The organism is Paenirhodobacter sp. YD-8 (assembly GCF_056590935.1).
Map to the genome: position 1 here is coordinate 524,453 of NZ_CM152649.1, position 23,056 is coordinate 547,508.

The 23,056-nt window shown below is 66.6% G+C and carries 16 protein-coding genes; 13 read left to right on the top strand and 3 right to left on the bottom strand.

Annotated features, from left to right (window positions below; genetic code table 11):
* Nucleotides 1–143: 143 nt before the first annotated feature.
* The 8 genes from rfbC to AC0QTQ_RS02660 all read left to right on the top strand — a co-directional run bounded on the left by rfbC (nucleotide 144) and on the right by AC0QTQ_RS02660 (nucleotide 10,090).
* A complete protein-coding gene (gene rfbC, locus AC0QTQ_RS02625) occupies nucleotides 144–713 on the top strand; it encodes a dTDP-4-dehydrorhamnose 3,5-epimerase (protein WP_480258127.1) in 570 nt (189 codons plus the stop codon).
* The gene (gene rfbB, locus AC0QTQ_RS02630) at nucleotides 710–1,759 is read left to right on the top strand and encodes a dTDP-glucose 4,6-dehydratase (protein ID WP_121531622.1); all 1,050 of its coding nucleotides are present in this window, start codon (nucleotides 710–712) and stop codon (nucleotides 1,757–1,759) included. The genes rfbC and rfbB overlap by 4 nt, the downstream gene beginning before the upstream one ends.
* Nucleotides 1,756–2,430 (top strand): hypothetical protein, encoded by a 675-nt coding sequence (locus AC0QTQ_RS02635; RefSeq protein ID WP_480258128.1) that lies wholly within the window; start codon nucleotides 1,756–1,758, stop codon nucleotides 2,428–2,430. Before rfbB ends, AC0QTQ_RS02635 begins: the two co-directional genes overlap by 4 nt.
* On the top strand, nucleotides 2,427–3,278 hold the full coding sequence (rfbD, locus tag AC0QTQ_RS02640) for a dTDP-4-dehydrorhamnose reductase (protein WP_480258129.1): 852 nt from the start codon (nucleotides 2,427–2,429) through the stop codon (nucleotides 3,276–3,278). Before AC0QTQ_RS02635 ends, rfbD begins: the two co-directional genes overlap by 4 nt.
* Complete coding sequence (rfbA, locus tag AC0QTQ_RS02645; RefSeq protein ID WP_480258130.1) at nucleotides 3,275–4,156, top strand: glucose-1-phosphate thymidylyltransferase RfbA; 882 nt, start codon at nucleotides 3,275–3,277, stop codon at nucleotides 4,154–4,156. Before rfbD ends, rfbA begins: the two co-directional genes overlap by 4 nt.
* A gap of 103 nt (nucleotides 4,157–4,259) precedes the next feature.
* The gene (locus tag AC0QTQ_RS02650) at nucleotides 4,260–7,355 is read left to right on the top strand and encodes a glycosyltransferase (RefSeq protein ID WP_480258131.1); all 3,096 of its coding nucleotides are present in this window, start codon (nucleotides 4,260–4,262) and stop codon (nucleotides 7,353–7,355) included.
* Between the two features lie 167 nt (nucleotides 7,356–7,522).
* Nucleotides 7,523–8,641: a hypothetical protein gene (locus AC0QTQ_RS02655; protein WP_480258132.1), complete on the top strand. Its 1,119-nt coding sequence runs from the start codon at nucleotides 7,523–7,525 to the stop codon at nucleotides 8,639–8,641.
* A gap of 99 nt (nucleotides 8,642–8,740) precedes the next feature.
* Nucleotides 8,741–10,090 carry a hypothetical protein gene (locus AC0QTQ_RS02660; protein ID WP_480258133.1) on the top strand — a complete coding sequence of 450 codons (1,350 nt, stop codon included), beginning with the start codon at nucleotides 8,741–8,743 and terminating at the stop codon, nucleotides 10,088–10,090.
* Between the two features lie 57 nt (nucleotides 10,091–10,147).
* Here the strand turns inward: AC0QTQ_RS02660 and AC0QTQ_RS02665 are convergent, their stop codons facing one another.
* Nucleotides 10,148–11,077: an NAD-dependent epimerase/dehydratase family protein gene (locus AC0QTQ_RS02665; protein WP_480258134.1), complete on the bottom strand. Its 930-nt coding sequence runs from the start codon at nucleotides 11,075–11,077 to the stop codon at nucleotides 10,148–10,150.
* Between the two features lie 598 nt (nucleotides 11,078–11,675).
* On the opposite strand from AC0QTQ_RS02665, the gene AC0QTQ_RS02670 reads away from it, so the two are divergent.
* The 5 genes from AC0QTQ_RS02670 (at nucleotide 11,676) to AC0QTQ_RS02690 (ending at nucleotide 18,463) form a co-directional block, all read left to right on the top strand.
* A complete protein-coding gene (locus AC0QTQ_RS02670; protein WP_480258135.1) occupies nucleotides 11,676–12,164 on the top strand; it encodes a hypothetical protein in 489 nt (162 codons plus the stop codon).
* On the top strand, nucleotides 12,161–14,719 hold the full coding sequence (locus AC0QTQ_RS02675) for a rhamnan synthesis F family protein (RefSeq protein ID WP_480258136.1): 2,559 nt from the start codon (nucleotides 12,161–12,163) through the stop codon (nucleotides 14,717–14,719). Before AC0QTQ_RS02670 ends, AC0QTQ_RS02675 begins: the two co-directional genes overlap by 4 nt.
* Before the next feature lie 4 nt (nucleotides 14,720–14,723).
* Nucleotides 14,724–15,770 (top strand): hypothetical protein, encoded by a 1,047-nt coding sequence (locus AC0QTQ_RS02680; protein ID WP_480258137.1) that lies wholly within the window; start codon nucleotides 14,724–14,726, stop codon nucleotides 15,768–15,770.
* A 61-nt stretch (nucleotides 15,771–15,831) separates the two neighbouring features.
* Entirely contained in the window at nucleotides 15,832–16,878 is a 1,047-nt protein-coding gene (locus tag AC0QTQ_RS02685; RefSeq protein WP_480258138.1) for a hypothetical protein, read from the top strand.
* Nucleotides 16,879–16,894: 16 nt separating this feature from the next.
* A complete protein-coding gene (locus AC0QTQ_RS02690; protein ID WP_480258139.1) occupies nucleotides 16,895–18,463 on the top strand; it encodes a sulfotransferase family protein in 1,569 nt (522 codons plus the stop codon).
* A 186-nt stretch (nucleotides 18,464–18,649) separates the two neighbouring features.
* Here AC0QTQ_RS02690 and AC0QTQ_RS02695 read toward each other — a convergent pair whose 3' ends face one another.
* Both AC0QTQ_RS02695 and AC0QTQ_RS02700 read right to left on the bottom strand, forming a co-directional pair.
* Complete coding sequence (locus tag AC0QTQ_RS02695; protein ID WP_480258140.1) at nucleotides 18,650–21,553, bottom strand: hypothetical protein; 2,904 nt, start codon at nucleotides 21,551–21,553, stop codon at nucleotides 18,650–18,652.
* A 239-nt stretch (nucleotides 21,554–21,792) separates the two neighbouring features.
* Nucleotides 21,793–22,959: a nucleotide sugar dehydrogenase gene (locus AC0QTQ_RS02700; RefSeq protein ID WP_480258141.1), complete on the bottom strand. Its 1,167-nt coding sequence runs from the start codon at nucleotides 22,957–22,959 to the stop codon at nucleotides 21,793–21,795.
* Nucleotides 22,960–23,056 lie beyond the last annotated feature (97 nt).

Here is a 23,056-nt window from a genome sequence, read left to right on the forward strand (position 1 = left end):
ATAAGTGCTGCGGTTTTCGGCAAGGAATTGCACAAATGATGCGGCAATGCAGCGAAATTCGGTCGTCGCCTACAGCTGCCGGTTGCTCGAATCCCGAAGCTGGGATAGCTGTCGACCGATCATTCCCCAGCGGAAATTCGAGAATGCAGATTGAGAAAACAGCGCTGAGCGGCGTTGTCGTAATCACCCCGCGTCGCTTCGGCGATGCCCGGGGCTGGTTTTCCGAGACCTGGAACGCGGAGCGGATGGCCGAGGCCGGTCTCGATCTTGCGTTCGTGCAGGACAACCACTCCCTCTCGGCCACGAAGGGCACGCTGCGCGGGCTGCACTACCAGCGCCCGCCGCATGCCCAGGACAAGCTGGTGCGCTGCACCCGCGGCGAGATCTTCGACGTGGCCGTCGACATCCGCAAGGGCAGCCCGACCTATGGCAAATGGGTGGGCGAGGTGCTGAGCGCCGAGAACGGCCGCCAGCTGCTGATCCCGAAGGGCTTCCTGCACGGTTTCGTCACCCTGACCGCGGATTGCGAAGTGCAATACAAGTGCACCGACGTCTACGCCCCCGACTGTGACGGCGGCATCCGCTGGAACGACCCGACGATCGGCATCGACTGGGGCCTTGGCGACACCGCACCGGTGCTTTCGGCCAAGGACGAGGTCGCGCCGCTGCTGGCCGATTTTGACAGCCCCTTCACTTGGGAGAGTGCAGAATGAAACTGCTTGTGACCGGCGGCGCCGGCTTCATCGGGTCGGCCGTGGTGCGGCTTGCCGTGGCGCGTGGCCATGAAGTGGTCAACGTCGATGCGCTGACCTATGCCGCCTGCCTCGACAACGTGGCCTCGGTGGCGCAAAGCCCGCTTTATGCCTTCGAGCAGGCCGACATCCGCGACCGCGCCGCCCTTGACCGGGTGTTCGCCAAACATCGTCCCGATGCGGTGATGCACCTTGCGGCGGAAAGCCATGTCGACCGCTCGATCGACGGGCCGGGCGATTTCATCGAGACGAACGTGACCGGCACCTTCAACATGCTGGAAGCGGCGCGGAAATACTGGACCGAGGCGGGCCGCCCCGAGACCTTCCGCTTCCACCACATCTCTACCGACGAGGTCTTCGGCTCGCTGCCCAAGGATCCGTCGATCAAGTTCACCGAGGACACGCCCTACGATCCGCGCAGCCCCTATTCGGCCTCGAAGGCCTCGTCCGACCATCTGGTGCGGGCCTGGCACGAGACCTATGGCCTGCCGGTGGTGCTGACCAACTGCTCGAACAACTACGGCCCGTTCCACTTCCCGGAAAAGCTGGTGCCGGTGATCATCCTCAACGCCCTCGCGGGCAAGGCGCTGCCGATCTATGGCGACGGCTCGAACATCCGCGACTGGCTGTTCGTCGAGGATCACGCCGACGCGCTGCTTCTGGTGGTGGAGAAGGGCGAGCTTGGCCGCAGCTACAACATCGGCGGCGAGAACGAACGCACCAACCTCGAGCTGGTGCGCACGCTCTGCGCCATTCTCGACGAGAAGCGGCCGAAGGCGCAGGGCAGCTATGCCGACCAGATCACCTTCGTCACCGACCGCCCGGGCCATGACGCGCGCTATGCGATCGACCCGACGCGGATCCGCACCGAGCTGGGCTGGCGTCCCTCGGTCACCGTCGAGGAAGGCCTTGCGCGCACCGTGCAGTGGTATCTCGACAACGAGCCGTGGTGGCGCGCGCTGCAGGGCCGCAAGGGCGTCGGCGAACGCCTGGGGGTCAAGGCATGACGGGATCGACCCTGTGGTTGCACATTGGCACCCACAAGACGGGAACGACCTCTCTTCAAAGCGCCTTGTCCCAGTCCGGGGCGGCGCTGCGTGCCGCGGGCATCGCATATTTCCCCACCGCCGATGCCGGGCGGCTCGCGCATCTCTTTCTGCGTGACGGGCTGAAGACAAGCCTTCGGCTCCGCGGTGCCCTGCCGCTGCCGGTTCTGTCCGATTACGCCGCCGCACGTCGCCACCTCGGCGAGGTGCGCGGTGACAGCCGCGACATGGTGCTCAGTTCGGAAGCGCTCTGCATGTTGCGCGATGGCGTCGAAGCCTTCGCCTTGCAGAGCTTTTTCGAGCCCTTCTTTGACCGGATCGTGCCGATTGTCGTCTTGCGCGACGCGGCCCAGTGGCGGGCCTCGCGCGAGGATCAGCTGCGCAAGACAGGTCTCTTGGACCTGCAGAAAAGCCTTCCCGACGCCGAGAGTGTGGATGGCGAATGGTATTACGACACGGCCGCGCTTGAACGGTTCTGGAACCGCATCGGCCCGTTGCAGCAGATCGACTACGCCGGCGTTTGCGCGGCCGAGGGCAGCATCCTGCCGGCCTTCGCGCGTGCCATCGGCCAGCCCGAGATTTTCGGCGGGCTCGACCCCAGACTGAACATGCGTATTGCGAGGGCTTCATGAAGATCGTCATTTTCGGCAAGACCGGCCAGGTCGCGACCGAATTGCAGGCGCTTGCCCCCGAGGCGCGTTTTCTCGGCCGCGACGAGGCCGACCTTTCCGACCCGCAGGCCTGTGCGGCGCAGATCCGCGCGCTGAAGCCAGAGGCGGTGATCAATGCTGCCGCCTGGACGGCGGTGGACAAGGCCGAGGCCGAGGAGGAGGCCGCGACCGTGGTGAACGGCGCCGCCCCCGCGGCGATGGCCGCGGCCTGTGCCGAGCTCGGCATCCCCTTCGTGCAGATCTCGACCGATTACGTCTTCGACGGCGCCGGCGAGACCCCCTTCACCCCCGATGCCCCGACGGCGCCGCTCGGTGCCTATGGCCGCTCGAAGCTTGCGGGCGAGGCGGGGGTGCGCGCCGCAGGCGGGGTGTATGCGATCCTGCGCACCTCCTGGGTGTTCTCGGCGCATGGCAACAACTTCCTCAAGACGATGCTGCGGCTCGGCGCCACGCGCGAGACGCTGACCGTGGTCGCCGACCAGATCGGCGGGCCGACGCCCGCGCGTGCCATCGCCGAGGCCTGCCTGACGATCGCCCGGGCGCTGATCGCCGATCCGACGAAGACCGGCACCTATCACTTCTCCGGTGCCCCCGACGTCTCCTGGGCGGATTTCGCCCGCGAGATCATGGCCCAGGCGGGGCTGTCCTGTGCCATCGTGGACATCCCCACCAGTGCTTATCCGACGCCTGCACGCCGTCCGGCCAATTCCCGGATGGCCTGTGACTCCCTCTCCACCTTCGGCCTGAGCCGACCCGACTGGCGCGCGGCGACGCGCGCAGCTCTCATGGAACTTGGAGCAATCGCATGAAACGCAAGGGCATTATCCTGGCCGGGGGCTCCGGCACGCGGCTTTACCCGATCACCATCGGGGTCTCGAAGCAGCTTCTGCCGGTCTATGACAAGCCGATGATCTATTATCCGCTGTCGGTGCTGATGCTGGCCGGGATCCGCGAGATCGCGGTGATCACCACGCCGCAGGACCAGGACCAGTTCAAGCGCACGCTGGGCGACGGCAGCCAGTGGGGGCTGAGCCTGACCTATATCGAGCAGCCCTCGCCCGACGGGCTGGCGCAGGCCTATCTGCTGGCCGAGGACTTCCTCGCCGGCGCGCCTTCGGCGATGGTGCTGGGCGACAACATCTTCTTCGGCCACGGCCTGCCCGAGATCCTCGGGGCCGCCGGGGCGCAGGCCGAGGGCGGCACCGTCTTCGGCTATCGCGTGGCCGATCCGGAACGCTATGGCGTGGTCGATTTCGACGCGTCGGGCAAGGTCCGCTCGATCATCGAGAAACCCGAGGTGCCGCCCTCGAACTATGCCGTCACCGGGCTTTATTTCCTCGACGGTTCGGCGCCCGAGCGCGCGCGCAAGGTGGTGCCTTCGCCGCGCGGCGAGCTCGAGATCGTGACGCTGCTCGAGATGTATCTTGCCGAGGGGCTGCTGAACGTGCAGCAGATGGGCCGTGGCTATGCCTGGCTTGACACCGGCACGCATGGCTCGCTGCTCGATGCCGGCAACTTCGTGCGGACGCTGTCGAGCCGGCAGGGGCTGCAGACCGGCTGCCCCGAGGAGATCGCCTTCGCGCAGGGCTGGATCGACCGCACGCAGCTGGCCGAGATGGCCGAGACCTACAAGAAGACGGGCTATGGCCAGTATCTGAAAGGTCTGCTCGCGACGGCGCGCGGCTGAGAAACTGCCCCGGCGCGCCGCCCATGTTCTGACGGCGTGCCGGGGTCTCCTGTTTGTTCCAGTGAACACCGTTTTGGTATTTTCGAGATCCGAGAGACGACGCATGCCCGAATTGTCCGCCGACGTCCGGGGGAACCTCCCCGAGTTTTACGACCTCGTCGCAAACAGCGGCTATTTCGATGCGCGCTGGTATCTGACGCGCTACCCCGATGTCGCCGCGACCGGGCTGGACCCGCTGGTGCATTATCTGAGGATCGGTGCGCTGCTGCAGCGCAACCCGTCGCCTCTGTTCGACACGGCCTTCTACGTGCGGCAACGCGGTGACGATCTGCCCGCGGGTGTGCCGCCGCTTGTCGACTTCCTGACCCGTGGCCGTGCCCGCGGCTGGCGGGCGCGGGCGAAGCAGGGGCGGGCGGCGCTGGTGGTGCATGTGTTCCACCTCGACGTGCTGGCCGAGCTGACCGGCTATGCCGCGAATTTCCCGACCGGCGCCGACCGGTTCGTGACCTGCCCCGACAGCTTCGGCGAGGCCGAGCTTGCCCGGATCGCCAAGGCCCTGCCGGGGGCGCGCATCGTGCAGGTGCCGAATGCCGGCCAGGACGTGGGCGCGATGCTGGCGCTTGACGCCAAGGTCGACCTGACGCGCTATGACCTGATCTGCAAGATGCACAGCAAGAAGGGCGCGAAGGAGCCCGCGCGCTGGCGCCACGCGCTGCTGCGCGGCATCCTCGGCTCGCGCGCCCAGGTCGAGCAGATCCTCGAGGCCTTCGAGCGCGATCCGCGCCTGATGCTGGTGGGGGCGCGGCAGCTCTACCTGCACGGGCCGACCTACATGTGGCAGAACGCCGAGACGCTCGGCAAGATGTTCTCCGGGCTGATCGGCGACTTCGATTACATGACGCGGGACTGGGGCTTCATCGGCGGCACCTGCTTCTGGATCCGCGGCGATGCCTTCGCCGAGATCCGCGACGCCCTCGCCCCGATCGAGTTCAAGCCGGCGGCCTATACCGATGACGGCACCGTGGCGCACAGCGTCGAGCGCCTGTTCGGCATGATCGCGGCCCTGCGCAACGGCTCGGTGCTGCTGTGCGACGTGAGCGCCCCCGAAGAGATGGAGATCGTGCACGGCGGCTTCCCGCGCAGCGGCTCGCGCGAGCGGGTGATGATCTCGGATCTGCTGCGCAAGATCGACTTCCCGGCCGAGCTGGCCCGCAAGTGGACGCCGCGCGGTGCGATCAACGGCAGCGGCCCCACCTTCGTGCGCGGCTGGCTGGCGCTGGTCGGTGATCCGCAGCCCCGCCGCGGCTATCTGCAGATCGAGGGCGAGCGGCTGCCCTTCGTCGCCGGCAACTTCCGCGCCGACCTCAAGCAGCACGGCGTCAACGAGGGCTGGCACGCGTTTCAGGTCTCGGTCCCGGGCTCGCTGTGCGATGGCAAGCCGCATGAGGTGGTGCTGTTCGACGAGGCGACCGGGATCGAGCTTGGCCGCCACAAGTGCAGCTGGGCGAAACCGAAGCGCAACTATTGGGACTTCCAGGGCTTCCTGAAGTCGTCGATGACCGAGCCCGAGGTGATGACCCCCTTCGTCGAAGAGGACAAGCGCGCCTTCGCGGTGATGGAGAACATCGCCAACCGCATGGCGGGCAAGGGCCTTGCCGCAGAGCCGCGGCCGCTTGTGTCGGTCGTGATGCCGATGTTCAACCGCGCGGGCATCGTCGGCGAGGCGATCGCCTCGGTGCTTGCGCAGACCTATCCGAACTTCGAGCTGATCGTGGTCGACGACGGCAGCAGCGACGACAGCGTGGCGACGGTGCGCGGCTTTGACGATCCGCGCATCCGGCTGATCGAACTGGGCGAGAACCAGGGCGTCACGGTGGCGCGCAACACCGCGCTGCGCGCCGCGCAGGGCGAGATCATCGCCTATCTCGACAGCGACAACACCTGGGACGACCGCTTCCTTGCGGCCCATGTGGGCGCGCTGCTCGAGCTGCCGAATGCCGACATGATCTATTCCGGCGTGCTGCTCTACAGCGGCCACGCGACCGAGCCCTATGCGATCCGCTATGGCCACCTGCACCGGGCGCTGCTCGAGAACAAGAACTACATCGACAACAACATCATCGTCCATCGGCGCGCCTTCCTCGACCGGCTGGGCGGGTTCGACGAGAACCTGCGCCGCTATGTCGACTGGGATCTGATCCTGCGCGCGACCGAGCTCGGGCGCGTCTATTCGGTGCCGATGCTGCTGTGCCATTACTACTACAGCCGCACCGAGAACGCGATCACCGACAACCCGACCCATGTCGCCCATCTCGACGTGCTGCGCGCGAACCTCGCGGCGCGGCAGGAGGCGCAGCTTGCGCAGCTCGACACCGCCGATCTGGTCCGCCCGGTCAGCATCATCGTGCCGAACTGGCAATCGCTCGAGGACATCCAGGACTGCATCGAGGCCCTGCACCGGCGCGACTGGCAGGGGATGCTCGACATCATCGTGGTCGACAATGACTCGACCGAGGAGGTGCGGGCCTATCTGCGCGCCGAGCACGAGGCCGGGCGCATCCGTTTCGAGCCGCTCGACGGCAATTACGGCTTCACCTATGCAGTCAATATCGGCATCGCACTGGCCCGGCCCGAGTCGGACGTGATCTTGCTCAACAACGACGCGATCGCCCAGCCCGGCGCGGTGCAGGCGCTGCAACGCGCCTGCCTCGGCAATCCGCGCGCCGGCATGACCGTGCCGCGCCAGATCCTGCCCGCCGGCACCAAGACGCTGCGCACCCATGTGCCCTTCGCGCGCGAGACGAACGATTGCGACGTGAACATCTCGGCCCATCACCGCAACGTGGCGACTGTGCCGGTGTTCCATGACGGCGGCGAGCTCGAGCTGAACTATGCCGCCTTCTTCGCGGTCTACATCCGGCGCGAGCTTCTGGACGAGATCGGGCCGCTTGATGCGGAATACGGGCGCCATTACCGCTCGGACCGGGTCTATTCCGACATGATGCGCAACCTGACCGAGTACCGCATGTTCTACGTCCCGGATTCGCATTTCATCCACAAGCTGCAGAAGGCGACGGACCACCTGCGCGACGTGGGCGAGAAAGACAAGAGCTTCGAGCTGATGTTCAAGCGCAACCAGTGGGATGCCGAGACCGCGGCGCGGCTGAACTTCCGCTCGCCGCCCTGGGACGTGTTCTGAACCTTCCCGGCTGACCCCTCGGCGGCTTGCGGCCGGGGGCAGCATGACATGCTGTGTTCCGAGGGGGCAGGGCAAAGCTGAGCGCAATGGCTGCGGCGCCCGCCCTTTCCGGAATGCGGGGGGGCTCTCCGAGCTGGCGCGGACCGGAGCAAGACGGAGAGGGGCAGATGACGCGGATCGTCTTGCACGCCGGACCGGAGAAATGTGGATCTTCCTCCATTCAGGCCGCGATCCTCGAGCCCGGGACGGCGCTGCACGATCACCTGACCGGGGTCCTGCTGCCGCCGGCGGAGGTGCTGGAGCTTGACCGCGACCATCCCGATCCCGCGGTCGTGGACAGGTTTCATGCGCTCATCATGCAGGCGCAGGCTGAGCGCCCGGGCACGGTGCTCGTGCTGAGCCACGAGATGATGTTCAAGATGGTGTCCGCTCTGCGCAACCTGTCGCGAATCGCGCAGGCGCATGCCGACGAGGTGGTGGTCGTGGCCCATGTTCGGCGGCAGTCGGATTTCCTTGTCTCGGCCTTCGGGCAATGGCTGTTCCGCGCCCCGGCACGGGTCGCGGAAAGTGCCGCGGTGCTGCGCGAGCACGGGCTTGATCCGTCGCTGTTCTGGGGTGTCGAGCGACACCTGATCGCGGTGCTCCTCGGCGGCTGGATGGCTGGGCGGCAGCTCAGCGGCCATTTCTATCTCGACTGGTCGCAAAGCGTGCCGGAGCGGGTGGAGGCGCTTGCGGCACTCGGGGTGCCTCTCTCCGTCGGACTGTTGCCCCGGCCGGGCTTCGCGCGACCGCTGATCGCCGATTTCCTCGGCCGGATCGGCCTGCCCGAGACGCTTGCCGAGGCGGTCGAACAGCTGCGCAACCCGGCCTTTCCACCCGCCCTCATCGAGGGGGTCTGCGCCGCGATCGAGGCCGGGCACGCGATGCCCGGGCCGCATGAGCACAATGACTTCTTCGAGGATATGGGCGCGGTGACCGCGGGCGGGGCGAAGCCGGCCGAGCCTTTCCTCGGCCTGCTTCGGGACCGGGTGGACACGGCCTTCGCCGCGGCCAATGCGACCTTCGCGGGGCAGTTCGATCTGCCCCCGGCCTATTTTGCACCCGACCGACAGGTTACGCAGACGCAGGCCGAGGAGACGATCCGACGCGAGGCGCAGGCCCGGGCCGCCCTTCCCGCGGCGCTGAGCGCCCGCGAACAGGCCGCCCGCGTGGCATTGGCACGGATGGCCTGGGCCGCCTGGCGGGACCGGCGCGGGGGATCGCTGGGACATCTCGTCACGGCATGACCCGGCTTGTTGTTTCTCCTGCGCTCGGAATAAAGTGAAAACGTATTTGTGAGTTTGGCGATTTCGCTCTTTCCCGAAACAGACGACAGGCACGGACAGATGACAAATACAGAGCTTCAGGACTGCCGCGCCGTGTGCATCTTCGCGACCGAGGAGGAGGTCCTGCACGCCTGTCGCGAGCTCGGGGTGCGTGGCTACCTGATCGACGGTGAGTCCGGTCTGGTGCTGATGACCTCGATCGCGGACGCGCAGAAGGTCGAGACCCGGTTCGGCGCGCGCGCCTTCGAGAGGCTGTCCGCGGTGCAGCTCAGGGAGCTGCCGCCCGCCATCTCCCGACTGTCGCGCAAGACCTCGACGAGTGCGCGCGGGGTGATCGACGGCTTCGACGGCGAGAGCATGATCGGCGGCTGGGTGCATCCGGATCTGGCGCCGGATCGGCGGATCCGGGTCTTTCGCGGCGAGACGCAGATCGCCGAGGTGACGACGGATCTCTTCCGCGCCGATCTGTACGAGGCGGGCATCGGTGACGGGGTTGCGGGGTTCTATTGCCGGCTGCCCGGCCTCGCCGGGCGGGGCGGTGACATCGAGATCCGCACGATCGGCGGGGATGTCGTGGCCCGCTGGGCTGCCCCTGCACCGGCCCCGGAGGCCGCCGCTGCCGCGCCGGCCCGTGTCGCGACCCGGCTCGGGGCCGGGGAAGTGCCCGGCCCGGGGGCGGCGGGGCATTACTGCGTCGATCTGGGCGGGTTCTCTCTCGACTATTATCTCGTCCCGGGGCGGAGCGGACGGATGGTGGTGTTCTCGCCGGGATTCCTCGATGCCACGCGTTTCCCCTATCCCTATTTCCAGCGCATGAAATGGGCGCAGCGGCTGGAGGACACCTGCGTCTTCCTCGCCGATCCGTCTCTGCTGCTGGGCGACACCCAGATCGGCTGGTTCATCGGCAACCGGACGACCCACTATCTGCCGGTGGTCGCGCGCTATGTCGAAACGCTGGCGGCGTCGCTCGGCACTGCGCCCGCCGATCTGCTGTTCTTCGGCTCGAGCGCGGGCGGGTTTTCCTCGATCGGGATGGCGGCGCATGTGCGGGGGGCGCGGGCGCTTGCGGTGAACCCGCAGACCAATGCGCTGAAGCTGCACAGCCCGCAGCAGCTGGCCAACACGCTGCGATCCTGTCTGGGGGTGTCGTCGCTCGTCGATGCCTATCGCGACTACCGGCCGCGGCTGATGCTGAGCGAGATGTTCCGGCAGCTTGGTCACGTGCCGCGCATGACGATCTGGCAGAACTTCTACGATCACTATCACGTCGAGCATCACCTGCTGCCGTTCCTGCAGGAGATCAAGGATCTGTGGCCGACCGAAGAGCTGGATGTACGTCTTGCCGCGCGCCCGGACGAGGGGCACGATCCGCCCGATCTGCAGGTCATCGAGCCGCTGTTCTGGCCCTAGAGGGCGAGAGGGAGGGCTCCCCGGCGCCGGCGCGTCAGGGAGCAAGGTCGGTGGCCGTCAGTGGGCGTGATTGCCGATCTGCTCGCGCACCCAGTCCCAGCTTTCGGCGATCCCCTCGTCGAGGGTGATCTTCGGCGACCAGCCCAGATCGCTGCGGGCCCGGGTGATGTCGAGAACGACGCGCGGCACGTCGAAGCTGCGTCCCGGCTTGTAGATCGGGACGACGGGCGCCCCGCCGGTGGCCTGGACGGTGCGGTCGATGCCCTGCACCACGTCGTTGACCGAGGCCCCCTCGCCATAGCCGGCGTTGTAACAGCCGCTGGCATCCGAGTTCAGCGCGGCGATGCACAGGTCGGCAAGGTCGCGGACATGGATGAAGTCGCGCACGATGCTGCCATCGCCCCAGACCTCGACCTGCTCGCCCTTGGCGATGCGCCAAAGATGGGTGCCGATGATGCCCTGGATGCCAGTGTGGCCCTGGCGCGGCCCGTAGGGGTTCGAGGCCCGCAGGACCACATGCTGGAGCCCGTGCAGGTGGTGCTCCATGTGCAGGTAATTCTCGATCGCCACCTTGACGATGCCATAGGAGCTGATCGGCTGCAGCGGATGCGTCTCGGCCACCGGGTCGGTGCGGGGGATGCCGTAGACCGTGCCGCCCGACGACAGGTAGATCATCTTGCGCACGCCGGCGGCCCGCATCATCTCGAGCAGGCGCACCGTTGCCACCAGGTTGCCGGTGATGTCGGCTTCGGGGTCGAGGTTCGAGGTGGAGGGAACCGTGGTGCTGACGAGGTGGATGACCGCATCCACCCCACTCATCGCCTCGTAGATCTGGGCGGTATCGGCCAGATCGCCCATCACGTATTCCACCCCGGCAAGCGGTGGGCGGAACAGCTCTGGCCGGCGGTCGAAAACCCGAACTTGCAGGTCGCTTGCGAGCAACCTGTCGGCGACATGCGAGCCGATGAAGCCGCATCCTCCGATCAATAGAACTTTCAAAGGGGATCTCCGTCAAATGCTCGACCGGATGGTCGCCGGAGCGTTATCGATACCAGAACACTGTCAAAGAGCAATATAGATGCGGCTCCAGCCCCGTCCGGCCATGGGGCGCAGGCGGTCCGGCGCCGGATTTTTGGGCTTCAGTTGCGACTTTTTCCGGCGGCTGACGCCGGCTTGGGCATGGCCGCAGGGCCATCCCTGCTGCGCCGCAGCGAGCCGCCGGCGCAGGGGATTCGCGCGGGGCGGCCACCGCAAGCTGTGGTTGTGCCGGGGCCGGGCTGCAAGCTGTAGCGGATTCCCGCCGAGGTGCCGGCGCCTCGCCGATGTCCGCGGGGTCGGCCGCAGCGTTTTGCAGGGATTCCCTCGCAATCTTGCTGCACCTGCAGAATCACCATGGGTCATTCCGGCGCCGGGGAATGAGCTGGAGCTGCCTCAAAATTAGGAGACAGGGCCACCGGCACGTCGACGGTGGCTCGTTGGAGCCGAATTCAAGTGGACCAATACACGGCCCGCGGGTATCAAGTGACGCGACGGGAGCGTGGGCCAGGGAAGCCCTCACCCATTTCTTGGATGAACAGAATTCCACATGCTGATCATAACGACCCCTACCTTTGCATCCGCCCCATCCGCGGGGCTGGAAGCCGTCTGGCCAGGTCCCAAGGCTCTGGTGATTTTTCCGGATTCCGGTCTGACGTCGCAGCGCATCCGGCAGCTGGAGGACGAATTCTTCACCTTCGAATTCCTTCAGCATCCGGGCGGCGTTTCCGGAATCTTCCCGGTCCTGGCCCGTTTCATGGCCACGCAGTTCCGCGATTCCGACAAGCCGCTGCTCTATCTCAACCGGCCCATGACGGCAGGGGAGAGCGAGGGCAACCTGCTTCCCGAAAACCTGGGACTCTATGATTTCACATGCGAATTCGCGGATGATGGCACGCTGTCGATGCTGCGCCTCGGAGAGATGATCGCCAGCAGCCCGCTGTTCCTCGCGTTGATGCGGGTGGTCGGGGAGAATCCGGTCGACGATGCCCTCTTCGTCGATCTGCTGCGCGAGACATTTGCCTGGAGCCTGAAATGACGACTCTCGACCTGCTCTGGCAGAAATATGCCGCGATCGTCGGCGTGCTGGCGGACCGGCCCGATTTCCGTTTCGACCCGGACCATTATGGCGCGATCTTCCCGGACCTGGCGGGGGATCCGGCCGGTCTGCTGCGCCATTACGAGGCCGAGGGGCAGCCGGCCGGTCATGCGCCGACATTCTACCAGAAGTTGCTGAACGAAGGACGCGCGATCGACGACGTCCTCACCGCTCTGGTTGTCGATCCGCACCTTGCCGCGGCGATCCGGGACGGCGTGCCCGGGGCCTGTCATCTCGCCTGCGAGCTGATCCATCTCGGCGCTCCCGTCGACGCGATGGTGTCGGACTTCTCGATGACCGGCTATCTCGACATGCATCCCGACATCAAGCACGCGCGAATGGATCCGCTGCTGCATTACCTGCTCTACGGCGCGAAGGAAAAGCGTCGCATCCTCGCCGATCTGCGCAAGTCGCAGGTCCGCGGGCGCTGCAGCTATTCCGCCGATCGCCCGACCTGCATGATTGTTGTGCACGAGCTGTCGCGCACCGGCGCCCCGATCGTCGGGCTGGATCTGGCCCGCGAGGCCGCGCGCACGCACAACGTCATCGTGGCCGCCCTGCGCGACGGCCCGCTGCTGGATGAGATCCGCGACCATGCCTGCGAGGTGCTGATCACCGCGCAGCCGCAGCGCGACTTCGACTTCTACCGCGGAGAGATCTTCCAGGAGATCGACTTCGCGATCACCAACTCGGTCGAGGCCTTCCCCTTCATCCCGCTGCTGGTCGCGCGGGAGATCCCGTTCCTCGCCTATGTGCACGAATACGCGGACTATACCTTCCCGGCCTACAAATCGACCTTCACCGGGCTCTTCACCGATCTGCTGGTGTTCTCGTCGGAGCATGTCCGCGACAGCTGGGACGGTCGACTGCAGGACATCGAATTCGACATGGAGCGCGACTGCACCATCGTGCCGCAGCGCAATTTCACCGTCGGCGGCGTCGATGCGGAGGGCCTTGCCGAGGCCCGCGCGCGGCTGTCGCAGATGATCGGGCGCGACCTGACGGATGTGCGCCTGATCTGCGGCGCGGGGCATCTGCAGTGGCGCAAGGGAACCGACATCTTCGTCATGGCGGCCCAGATCTGCCGCCGCGACCCGGACACGGTGTTCGTCTGGATCGGTGACGGGCTGAACCCGGAGGACATGGGCTTCGGCGCCTGGATGAACTACCATCTGCGCCAGATCGGGGCCGGGGATCCGAGCGGCAACCTGTTCTTCCTGCCTGCCGGGCCGGCCTATCCGGACGTTCTGGCAGCGTCCGATGCGATGTTCGTCTCCTCGCGGCTCGACCCGCTGCCGAACGTGGTATTCGACGCGCTCGATGCCGGCTGCCGGATCGTGCAGTTCGAGGGCGCCTCCGGTTTCGGCGACAGCCACTATCGCGGCTCCGAGCATTTCATCTCGGTTGAATACGGCAACCCGGAAGCCGCAGCTGCCGCGATCCTGGCGCTGCCGCGCAAGGAGCCCTCGCCCGGTTCGAGCGGCAGCGCAGCGCGGCCGAAGCTGTTCGCGCGCCTGCGCGACGAGCTGTTCCGCAGGCTTGGGGAGCAGCGCCACTTCGTCGTCGGCAAATCGCAGATCGACCTGCCGATGCTGTTCACGAGCCGTGACGAGGATGCCGAGTTGCGCATCCGCGAGCGGGAAAAGACCATGCGCTATCGGCGCCGGCTGCTGTGGCGCGACCTGAACGAGGTCGAGGAGACGCTGGCGGCCTCCGATAACTGGATCCATCGCAACCTGCGGCTGGCCCCCTATGGGGAAATCCCGGCCGCAGAGGCGAAGGTGCCCGACTTCTCCATGCACATCCACGCCTTCTACACCGACGATCTGCTGGATGACCTGCGCAGCCACCATGCCTATCACCTGGCGCGCAGGATCGTGGTGACCACCGACACGCCGAAGAAGGGCGACGAGATCTGCGAGATCATGGGGCTCGAAGGTCTTTCGCCCGAGATCGTGCTGGTGAAGAACCGGGGCCGTGACATCCTGCCCTTCATGGAGCTGTTCTATCCCGGAGGGGCAGCCGGCGAGGACGAGATCTGGTGCCACCTGCATCAGAAGAAATCCGTCAGCACCACGGATGCGGGGGATATCTGGCGCCAGTTCCTGATGCGCATCCTGCTTGGCTCCGAGAGCGCCGTTTCCGATGCCATCACCCGGCTTTCCGACCAGAAGGTGGGGCTGGTCGCCCCATTCGAACCCTACTTCATCCCGTGGAACGCATCGCGCGAGCTTCTGCCGAAGTTCGCCGACCGTCTGCCGGGGCCGATGCCGAAGAACCCGCTGCTGTTCCCGGTCGGCAACATGTTCTGGACCCGCCGCTCGGTGGTCCTCGCGATGAACGAGATGTTCGGGCCAAGCTACCCCTGGCCGAACGAGCCGATCGCCAATGACGGCACCGAATTCCACCTGATCGAGCGGCTGTGGCCGGCGATGAGCACCCATCTGGGGCTCGACTCGGTCTTCGTGCACAAGCTCGACCAGAGAAGGGTCTGATCTGATGCGCATCGTCATCCATGCCGGGATGCACAAGACAGGCTCGAGTTCTATCCAGGATTTTATGGGCGCCCAGACGGACGAGGAAATCGTCTATGCCCGTTGGGGCAGCAGCAACCACTGCGGGCTTTTCATCCTGTTGTTCCAGAATCCGGAGCTGTTTCCAGACTATCACGGCTTCAAGGCAAGGGGGCCCGCGTTCCTGGCGACGCTGCCAGAGCAACGGGCGAAGTGGCGCCAGTCGATCACCGAGGATCTGGAACGCAGCCGCGACAAGACTTTCGTGTTCTCCGCCGAGAACATCTCCTCGCCGCGATTCCCGCTGGCGTGCCAGAACATGTTCGATTTCTTCAGTGAATGGACCGACGACATTACCGTGATCGGGTATGTCCGAGACCCGTTGTCCTTTGCGGTCAGTGCGTTCCAGCAGCAACTGAAAGACCATACCGTCAAGACCTTCGATCCGGACACGCTGTGGCCCAGGTACCGGCAGCGGTTCGAGCATCTGGATGAGATCTTCGGCCGCGATCGGACGACCCTACGCATCTATGACCGCGAGTATCTGCGCGATGGCGACGTGGTCACCGATTTTGCGGCGCTCTTGGGCACAGACACCAGTCCCGAGCGCAGCCACGAGTCCAATCAGTCGCTCAGCGCCGAGGCCACGGCCCTGTTGTTTTTGCAGCGCAGCTTGGGTGACGGGTATGTTGCGGGGTTTCCGTCGGCGCAGATGGGGAACAATGTCTTCATCGAGACCTGGCGGCAGATCGGCACCCGCCGTTTCACCGTCTCTCCGCAGATTTGGGGCGAGGTCACGGCGCGGAACCAGGAGGATCTGGCCTGGATGGAAGAGCGGCTAGGCCAGGCGCTGCCGGAGCGGCGGCCCGCGGATGCGTTCGTGGTCACCACGGCGCAGGATCTGCGCGATCTGGCGGTGGCACAGCTTCCAGAGGTCGAGTCGCTGCTGATCGAGACGGTCCGCAACCGCGAGGATACCCCGGTCCGCAAGACGCGGCGCGTTTTGGATCTGCTGCGCAAGGCCAGCTATTGAAACGCCGATGGCCGGGGCAGGTCTTCGTTTTCACGCTCGACCACAGGAGGTAGGAGCTTCAATGAAACTGGTTGTCCATATCGGCCATGGCAAGACCGGGTCGAGTTCGATTCAGAAGAGCCTTCTCGCCGCCGAGAGCGCCCTGTCGGAACAGCGTGTGAAATATCTTGGGCTGATGCTCGAGCATGCGCAGACGCCCGAGCGCAAGAAATGGCAGCGCTATACTGGATCTGACATCTTCTTTGATCAGGTCCCAGGCGACATCGCCGTCGCCGAGCTGAGGGATGTCCTGACCGATGAACTGTCGCTGCTGGCCGATCGGGGGCAGCGCCTGGCGATCTGGAGCAACGAGTGGATCCTGCAGCGGCCGGCAAAGGTCCTGCCCGTTCTGAGGGACTTGCAGGCGCAGGGGGTCGAGATCGAGATCCAGGCCTTCATCCGGCGCCACGACAAATGGGCAATCAGCGCCTACACGCAATGGGGGCTGCGGCATAAGAGCTATCCCGGCCCGTTGCTGGACTTCGACACCTGGATCAGGCGCTTCGAGCATCAAGGGCCGAAGTTTGGGCCGATCATCGCACCATGGCGCGACACGTTTCCGGCCAGCTTCCGCCTGATGAACTTCGACGCCGTCGATGATGTCGTGCAGCACTTCATGAAGGTGAACGGTCTCGTCGACATTCCGACGATTAACGAGAATGTCTCGCCCGACACGGTGGAGCTTGCGCTGCACGCTGTCTACAACGGGGCGAAGAAGGCAGAGGTCATCCCCCCAACCTTCGACCGTGCGATGTCCTTCGTTGATCGCTGGGACCAGAACGAAATGCGGCTAGGGACGCTCGACACGCTGTTCCCCTCCGCCGAAGCCCTTGCCGCCCTGGTCCAAGGGCGGGCCGAGGATATTGCGGAGATCAATGCGCTGCTGGTGGCCTCGGGCGAGCCGGTTCTGTCCTTCGAAAATCCGCCGAAGCAGGTGAAGCATCCCACTTCCTGGGAGGTGGAACAGCAGATGCTCAAGATGATCTTTGCCATGGCCGAGGAGCTTGCGCAGATGCGCACCCAGATCGCCGAGCTGAAGAAAAAGGTGGCGGGCGCGCCCGGTACCTGAGAAGATAAGGCGTATCATGGTTACTTCGAAGCCCCGCACCTCGTCCTCGTCCCGCATCGCCCTGATCGTTCTGGGGATGCATCGCTCTGGCACCTCGGCTCTGGCCGGGACCCTCGGGCGCATGGGGTGCGATCTGCCCAAAGATCTGATGCCCCCTGCGGCAATGAACGAGACGGGGTTCTTCGAATCCAGCCGGATCACGGCGCTGAATGACGAGATCCTGCGGGCGGCCGGCCGGGACTGGGCGAGCTTCGAGGCCGTGCCTGCCGACTGGTATGCCTCGCCCGAAGCCCGCGAGTTCGAGGCGCGGGCCGGAGAGGCCCTGGTCGAGGAGTTCGGCCGCTCGTATCTTTTCGTGCTGAAGGATCCGCGGATCTGCCGGTTGCTGCCGTTCTGGCAGAAGGTTCTCGGGCAGAGCGGCTGCCAGACCCGCTATGTGCTGACGCATCGCGACCCGCGGGAGGTGGCGGCCTCGCTGCAGCGCGGAACGCAATTCTCGGAGCTCTACGACAGGTTTCACGATCTCCGCTATGGGGAGTTCATCTGGCTGCGCCACGTTCTCGAGGCGGAGGCCGCAACCCGCGGCCAGCCGCGGGCCCATACCTCCTACAACCTGCTGATGCGCAGCTGGCAGCAGGAGATCGGGAAGATCGGCAAGACCATCGGGATCTCCTGGCCGCGCAGCCTGGCGACCAGCGGCGTTGCCGATTTCCTCAGCGGCGATCTGCGGCATTTCGAGCAGGGGGCGGTCTCCGGGGGCGCGCAGGACTGGATGGCGACCGCGCTCGAGATCATGACGCGCTGGAGCGTCAGCGGCGAAGATCCGGCAGACCATGCCACGCTCGACCGGATCAGCGTCGCCATCGAACAGTCGGAATTCGCCTTGGCCGGGCTGTTCCGCGACAGCCTCGAGCTGCGCCGGGGACAGTTGCGGGACCGGGCCGCAGTGGTGGAGCTGACCGCCCGTCTCGACATCACCCGGGCCGAGGCGGAGGAGCGCGCCAGAGGTGCCGCCGAGCAGCAGCTTGCGGTGCTGGCCGCGCAGGTCGAGGGGCTGCGGACCGAGGCAGAGGGGCATCGGGCCAACCATGCGACGGAGCAAAGGGCCCGTGGCATCCTGGAACAGCGGACGGCCGAACTGGCTGCGGAACGCGATCTGCTGCGGAGCGAGGCGGAGAACCTGCGCGCGTTCTGTCCGGATCTTCAGCAGCGACTGGCGCGCGCCCTTGCGGAAAACGCCGATCTGCGCGCAGCCCAGCTGCGCCTCGAGGGGCAGCTCGCGCAGACCGAAGAGGCACGGGCCGAGGCAAGTCACCGGGCGGATGGTCTGCGAAGCGCGCTGGAGCAGCGCAACCATGAGACCGAGGAGCTGCACCGCAGCCTCGCTGAAAACCTCGACCGCATCGCCGGGCTGGATGCGGCGCTCGAGAGGGTCACGCAGGAGAACGTCCGCCTCGATCGGCGCTGCTTCCGTGACAGCCGGCATCTCGAGGATCTGACCCGCTGTCTGTCGCGGATCATGGAAGAGAGTGTCGTTTCCCGTCTGCGGCAGGATCAATCGCCCGAAGCCGTCCGGCAGGAGTAAGCCGGCGCCGATCCGGGCTGCCCCGGACCAGGTTGCGCGCGACAACTGCCGATGCCGCCTGCTTGTGACGGCAGCGGGCTCATCCCGAGAAGGATCATCCCGAAAGGGAACCCGAGACCGGCACCGGTGCCGGCACGCTCCGCCGTGCGGCGGGACGATGCCGGCGCCGGTTGCGGGCGCGCGGGATCAGCCCCGGCGGAGGTGCTGCACGAGCCAGCGCAGGGGCGAGGTCAGGCGCCACGAGGTCGAGTGCAACAGGGCCTCGTTGTGGGTGCTTGCCGCTGAAAGCTGGTCCTTCGTCTGCTGATAACTGTCGGCGAGGGCGTCGATCTGCTGGCGCAGGGTCGCCAGCAGCACCGCCGCGCTTTCCGCACTGTCGGCGTCCATGGCGGGCTGCGGCAGGTTGAAGCGCTGCGTCAGCAGGTCCCGAGCCTCGAACAGCGCATCGCGCAGCGCGATGGCGTCGCGCTGTTTCTGCGCGGTGCTGGCCGCCGCATCCTCGAGACTCTTCTGATAGCCCAAAACGACGTCGGCGATCTGGGCAAGCTCGGCGTCGCGCTGGGCATTCGCCGCACTGAGGGTGGCGATCTCGGTCGACTGGGTCCGGACCTGCCGTTCAAGCGCGCTGCGCTGCACGGTGCTGCGCTGCATTTCGGCTTCGGCCGCCGCCAGACGTCCGCTGGTCTGTGCAAGATCACGTTCCCGCTGCGCAAGCGTGGTACGGCTTTCCGCCAGCTCGGCGCCGAGCGCGGCCCGCGTGGCTTCGAGATCGCGCTGCGCGCTCTGCAGGGCGGCGCTGCTTGCGGCGGTTTCCGTCTCGCGCAGGGTGACGAGGGTCACGAGCTCCGCCTCGATCTCGGAGAGACGCGCGGTGGTGCGGGCAAGGTCTTTCTCGCGCAGCGCAAGCGTGGTGCGGTTTTCCGCCAGTTCGGAGTCGAGCGCAGCACGGGTGGCCTCGAGATCGCTCTGCGCCGTCTGCAGGGCGGCGCTGCTTGCGGCGGACTCGGCCTCGCGCAGGGAGACGACGGTCACGAGCTCGGTCTCGATCTCGGCGAGACGCGCGACGGTGCGGGCGAGGTCTTCCTCGCGCTGCGCAAGCGTGTCGCGGCTGTCGTCTAGGGCCTGACCGAGCGAGAGGCGCTCGGCGGCAAGCCGCGTCGCTTCGGCCTGCTGGCGCGCCAGCGCCGCGCGGGTGGTCTCGAGATCGCGCTGCGAGGTCTGCAACGCGCTGGCGTTGGCCGCGGCCGTGGACTCGATCTCGGCAAGACGCGCGGCGGTTCGTGCAAGATCCTGCTCGCGCTGCGCAAGTGCGCCGCGGCTGTTCTCCAGTGCCTTGCCGAGGGCGAGCCGCTCTGCGGCAAGCTGCGCCGCTTCGGCCTGCTGGCGGGTCAGCGCGGCGCGGGCGGCCTCGGCCTCGTTCCGGCTGGCCCGCAAGGCCGCCAGGGCGCTCTCGAGCTCCTGTCGGCCGGTCTGCAGGGCGGCGGCATTTGCCGCGGCCTCGGTCTCGCGCCGCGCGGTAAGGGCGGCGAATTCGGCCTCCAGCTCGGCGACACGTGCCGCGGTCTTGGCGAGGTCCCGCTCGCGCTGCGCCAGCGCGCTGCGGGCGGCCAGCATGGCCCTGGTGATCTCGGCAAGCTCGGTGTCGCGCCGGTTGCGGGCGTTGCGCAGCATCTCGACTTCTTCGGTCTGCCCCTGCAGCTGGTCTTCGGCCTGGGCCAGGGCCTCCTGCGTGCGCGCAAGCGTGTCGGTGGCGTCGTCGATCTCGGCCTTGCGCTGCGTGAGCGCGTTCAGCGCCCGGGTCAGCTCGTCTTGCAGTGCTTCACGCTCGGCTTTGAGCGCCGTGCGCTGCTCGATCTGGGCGAGGAGCTCGGCAGCGAGCTCCTCGCGCTCGGCCCGGGCGGCGTCGCGCTCGGCGGCCAGGGCCTCGACGGCCCGGGCGCGTTCGACGAGGCGCGGCTCGATCTCGGCAGCCTTGGCGCGGGCGGCATTGCGTTCCGCGGTGAGGGTCTCGATCGCCTTGGCGCGTTCGGCAAGGCGCGGTTCGATCTCGGCCGTCCTGCTGCGGGCGGCGTCAAGTTCGGCGGTGAGGGCGGCAATGGCCTGCGCGTGTTCGGCAAGCCGCGGCTCGATCTCGGCAAGCCGCGCCTGAGCGGCGCTGCGTTCGGCGTTGAGGGCCTCGATCGCCTTCGCCCCCTCGGCCAGGGCTGCCTCGAGCTCGGCGAGCCGGGCTCGGGACGCTGCGAGCGCTTCGCGGTTGCCGTTGTCCTCGGCGGTGACGAGCGGGCCGAGAAGCACGGCGCTTTCGTCGAAGGCGCGGCGGATCTCGTCGAGCCGCGCATGATCGCTCGCGGATTCGCCGGTCTCGGCCCAGGATTCTAGGATCCGGTAGGTGTCGCGCAGCCATTCGGACATCAGGCTGTCCTGCAGCACCGCCTCGGGGGCGATCGCGTGATGCTTCAGCTCGGGCTCGATCGTGTCGCGCAGCGCGGGCATGTTGACCGAGGAGAGCCGCGGCCAGGAGATCCGCAGGTCGCGGCCGATCTTCTTGGCGACATCGCCCCAGTTCGCGAGGAGCCGGTCATAGCTGGTGAAGGCGCGTGGCAGGCCGCGGCTGCCGGCCTCGGCGTCGAGGACATGGCGCAGCCAGAGCAGGGACGCGTATTCGGGGGCGAAGCCATTGCGCGCGCCCAGCGAGGCGGCGACCTCGAGCGGGTTGCGATGCGTGTGCACGATGACGGGCTGGATCTTCATCTCGGCGAGCAGCCCGGTCCAGAACGGCAGGATGCGGCAGATGCGCGGGTCCTTCAGCACGAAGAGGCTGGAGGAACCATATTCCGCCTCGAGCGTGTCGCGGATGCGTTCGCGGAACTCGTCGGCCTTGGGCGAGTCCAGCCAGGAGGCGGGGAAGGGGCGGTAGTCGTTCCAGCTCGTGCCGGCGGAGGCAAGCAGGGCCTCGTGCTGACGGAAGAGCGGGGAGGACTCGAAGAAGCCGCGCGGGTTCTCCTCGGCCGCCGGCATCGGTGTTGCCGGCCCGTCGCAGCCAAGCGCGATGAGCAGCTCGGAAAGTGCGGAGGTCCCGGATCGGTGCATGCCGAGGATCAGGATGGCCTTGCGCTTGAGCGAGCTCTTTCGGGTGGTACTCCGCGAACGGGTGCCGGACGTCTTGGGGCTTTTGGATGTCGTCATGGGGGAGGTATGTCGCAAAAGAAAGGCCTGTGGCAGAGCCTAGCTTGGAACCGCCCCGCCTGCCACCTCTTTACGGTCGGTCAGGCAGGGCATCTGCGGATGTGCCCATCTGCTGTGCAGATGCAGCATCCACGCGGAAACGCTCAGTCCACGCCGAAGAGGTCGCGGGTGAAGACCTTGTGCGCCACATCGGCAAGGGCCGGGGCAAGGCGGTTGGCGAGGATGAGGCCGGCCTCGGCCTTGAAGGCATCGAGGTCGCGGATCACCCGGGAATGGAAGAAGCTGTCCTCGGCGAGGGCGGGTTCATAGACGATGACCTCGATCCCCTTCGCCTTGATCCGCTTCATGATCCCCTGGATCGCACTTTGCCGGAAATTGTCGGAGCCTTCCTTCATCACCAGCCGGTAGACCCCCACCACCTTCGGGTGCCGCGCCACGATCTGGTCGGCGATGAAATCCTTGCGGGTGCGGTTCGCATCGACGATCGCGCTGATCAGGTTCTGCGGCACCTGGCTGTAATTCGCCAGAAGCTGCTTGGTGTCCTTCGGCAGGCAATAGCCGCCGTAGCCGAAGGAGGGGTTGTTGTAATGCCCCCCAATGCGCGGGTCGAGGCAGACGCCGTCGATGATCTGCCGGGTGTTCAGCCCGTTGGTCAGCGCATAGCTGTCGAGCTCGTTGAAATAGGCGACGCGGAGCGCGAGGTAGGTATTGGCGAAGAGCTTGATCGCCTCGGCCTCGGTCGGGTCGGTGAAGAGCACGGGGCAGTCGCGGTCGATCGCGCCCGCGCGCAGCAGTTCGGCAAAGACACGGGCCCGCTCGCTGCGCTCGCCCACGACGATGCGCGAGGGGTGCAGGTTGTCGTAAAGCGCGCGGCCCTCGCGCAGGAATTCGGGCGAGAACAGGATGGCGTCGGAGCCGGTCCGGGCGCGGATCTGGGTGACGAAGCCCACCGGGATGGTCGACTTGATCACCATCACCGCGGCGGGCGCGATCTGCAGCACCTGGCCGATCACCGCCTCGACGCTCGAGGTGTCGAAGCGGTGGCTCTGGGCGTCGTAATTCGTGGGTGTCGCGATGAGGACGAAATCGGCGCCTGCGAAGGCCTCGGCCGGATCGGTGGTGGCGCGCAGGTTCAGGGCGTGATGGGCGAGGTAGTCCTCGCATTCCGCATCGACGATCGGGGACTTGCGGTCGTTGACCAGCGCCACGCGTGCGGCCGAGACGTCGAGGGCGACGACCTCGTTGTGCTGGGCGAACAGGATGGCGTTCGACAGCCCGACATAGCCGAGCCCCGCGACCGCAATTTTCATCGTCCAAATTCCTGCCTGATCTGTCGGCCCGGTTTATCGGGGGAAAGCCGGGGCGAGACAAGGCTGTTTGTGCCGTAGGGGCAACCATGGGCGGGGC

What these genes read in the sequence shown, in the direction of transcription:
- rfbC (WP_480258127.1), top strand. Translation starts at nt 144, where the DNA reads ATGCAGATTGAGAAAACAGCGCTGAGCGGCGTTGTCGTAATCACCCCG.
- rfbB (WP_121531622.1), top strand. Translation starts at nt 710, where the DNA reads ATGAAACTGCTTGTGACCGGCGGCGCCGGCTTCATCGGGTCGGCCGTG.
- AC0QTQ_RS02635 (WP_480258128.1), top strand. Translation starts at nt 1,756, where the DNA reads ATGACGGGATCGACCCTGTGGTTGCACATTGGCACCCACAAGACGGGA.
- rfbD (WP_480258129.1), top strand. Translation starts at nt 2,427, where the DNA reads ATGAAGATCGTCATTTTCGGCAAGACCGGCCAGGTCGCGACCGAATTG.
- rfbA (WP_480258130.1), top strand. Translation starts at nt 3,275, where the DNA reads ATGAAACGCAAGGGCATTATCCTGGCCGGGGGCTCCGGCACGCGGCTT.
- AC0QTQ_RS02650 (WP_480258131.1), top strand. Translation starts at nt 4,260, where the DNA reads ATGCCCGAATTGTCCGCCGACGTCCGGGGGAACCTCCCCGAGTTTTAC.
- AC0QTQ_RS02655 (WP_480258132.1), top strand. Translation starts at nt 7,523, where the DNA reads ATGACGCGGATCGTCTTGCACGCCGGACCGGAGAAATGTGGATCTTCC.
- AC0QTQ_RS02660 (WP_480258133.1), top strand. Translation starts at nt 8,741, where the DNA reads ATGACAAATACAGAGCTTCAGGACTGCCGCGCCGTGTGCATCTTCGCG.
- AC0QTQ_RS02670 (WP_480258135.1), top strand. Translation starts at nt 11,676, where the DNA reads ATGCTGATCATAACGACCCCTACCTTTGCATCCGCCCCATCCGCGGGG.
- AC0QTQ_RS02675 (WP_480258136.1), top strand. Translation starts at nt 12,161, where the DNA reads ATGACGACTCTCGACCTGCTCTGGCAGAAATATGCCGCGATCGTCGGC.
- AC0QTQ_RS02680 (WP_480258137.1), top strand. Translation starts at nt 14,724, where the DNA reads ATGCGCATCGTCATCCATGCCGGGATGCACAAGACAGGCTCGAGTTCT.
- AC0QTQ_RS02685 (WP_480258138.1), top strand. Translation starts at nt 15,832, where the DNA reads ATGAAACTGGTTGTCCATATCGGCCATGGCAAGACCGGGTCGAGTTCG.
- AC0QTQ_RS02690 (WP_480258139.1), top strand. Translation starts at nt 16,895, where the DNA reads ATGGTTACTTCGAAGCCCCGCACCTCGTCCTCGTCCCGCATCGCCCTG.
- AC0QTQ_RS02695 (WP_480258140.1), bottom strand. Translation starts at nt 21,553, where the DNA reads ATGCACCGATCCGGGACCTCCGCACTTTCCGAGCTGCTCATCGCGCTT.
- AC0QTQ_RS02700 (WP_480258141.1), bottom strand. Translation starts at nt 22,959, where the DNA reads ATGAAAATTGCGGTCGCGGGGCTCGGCTATGTCGGGCTGTCGAACGCC.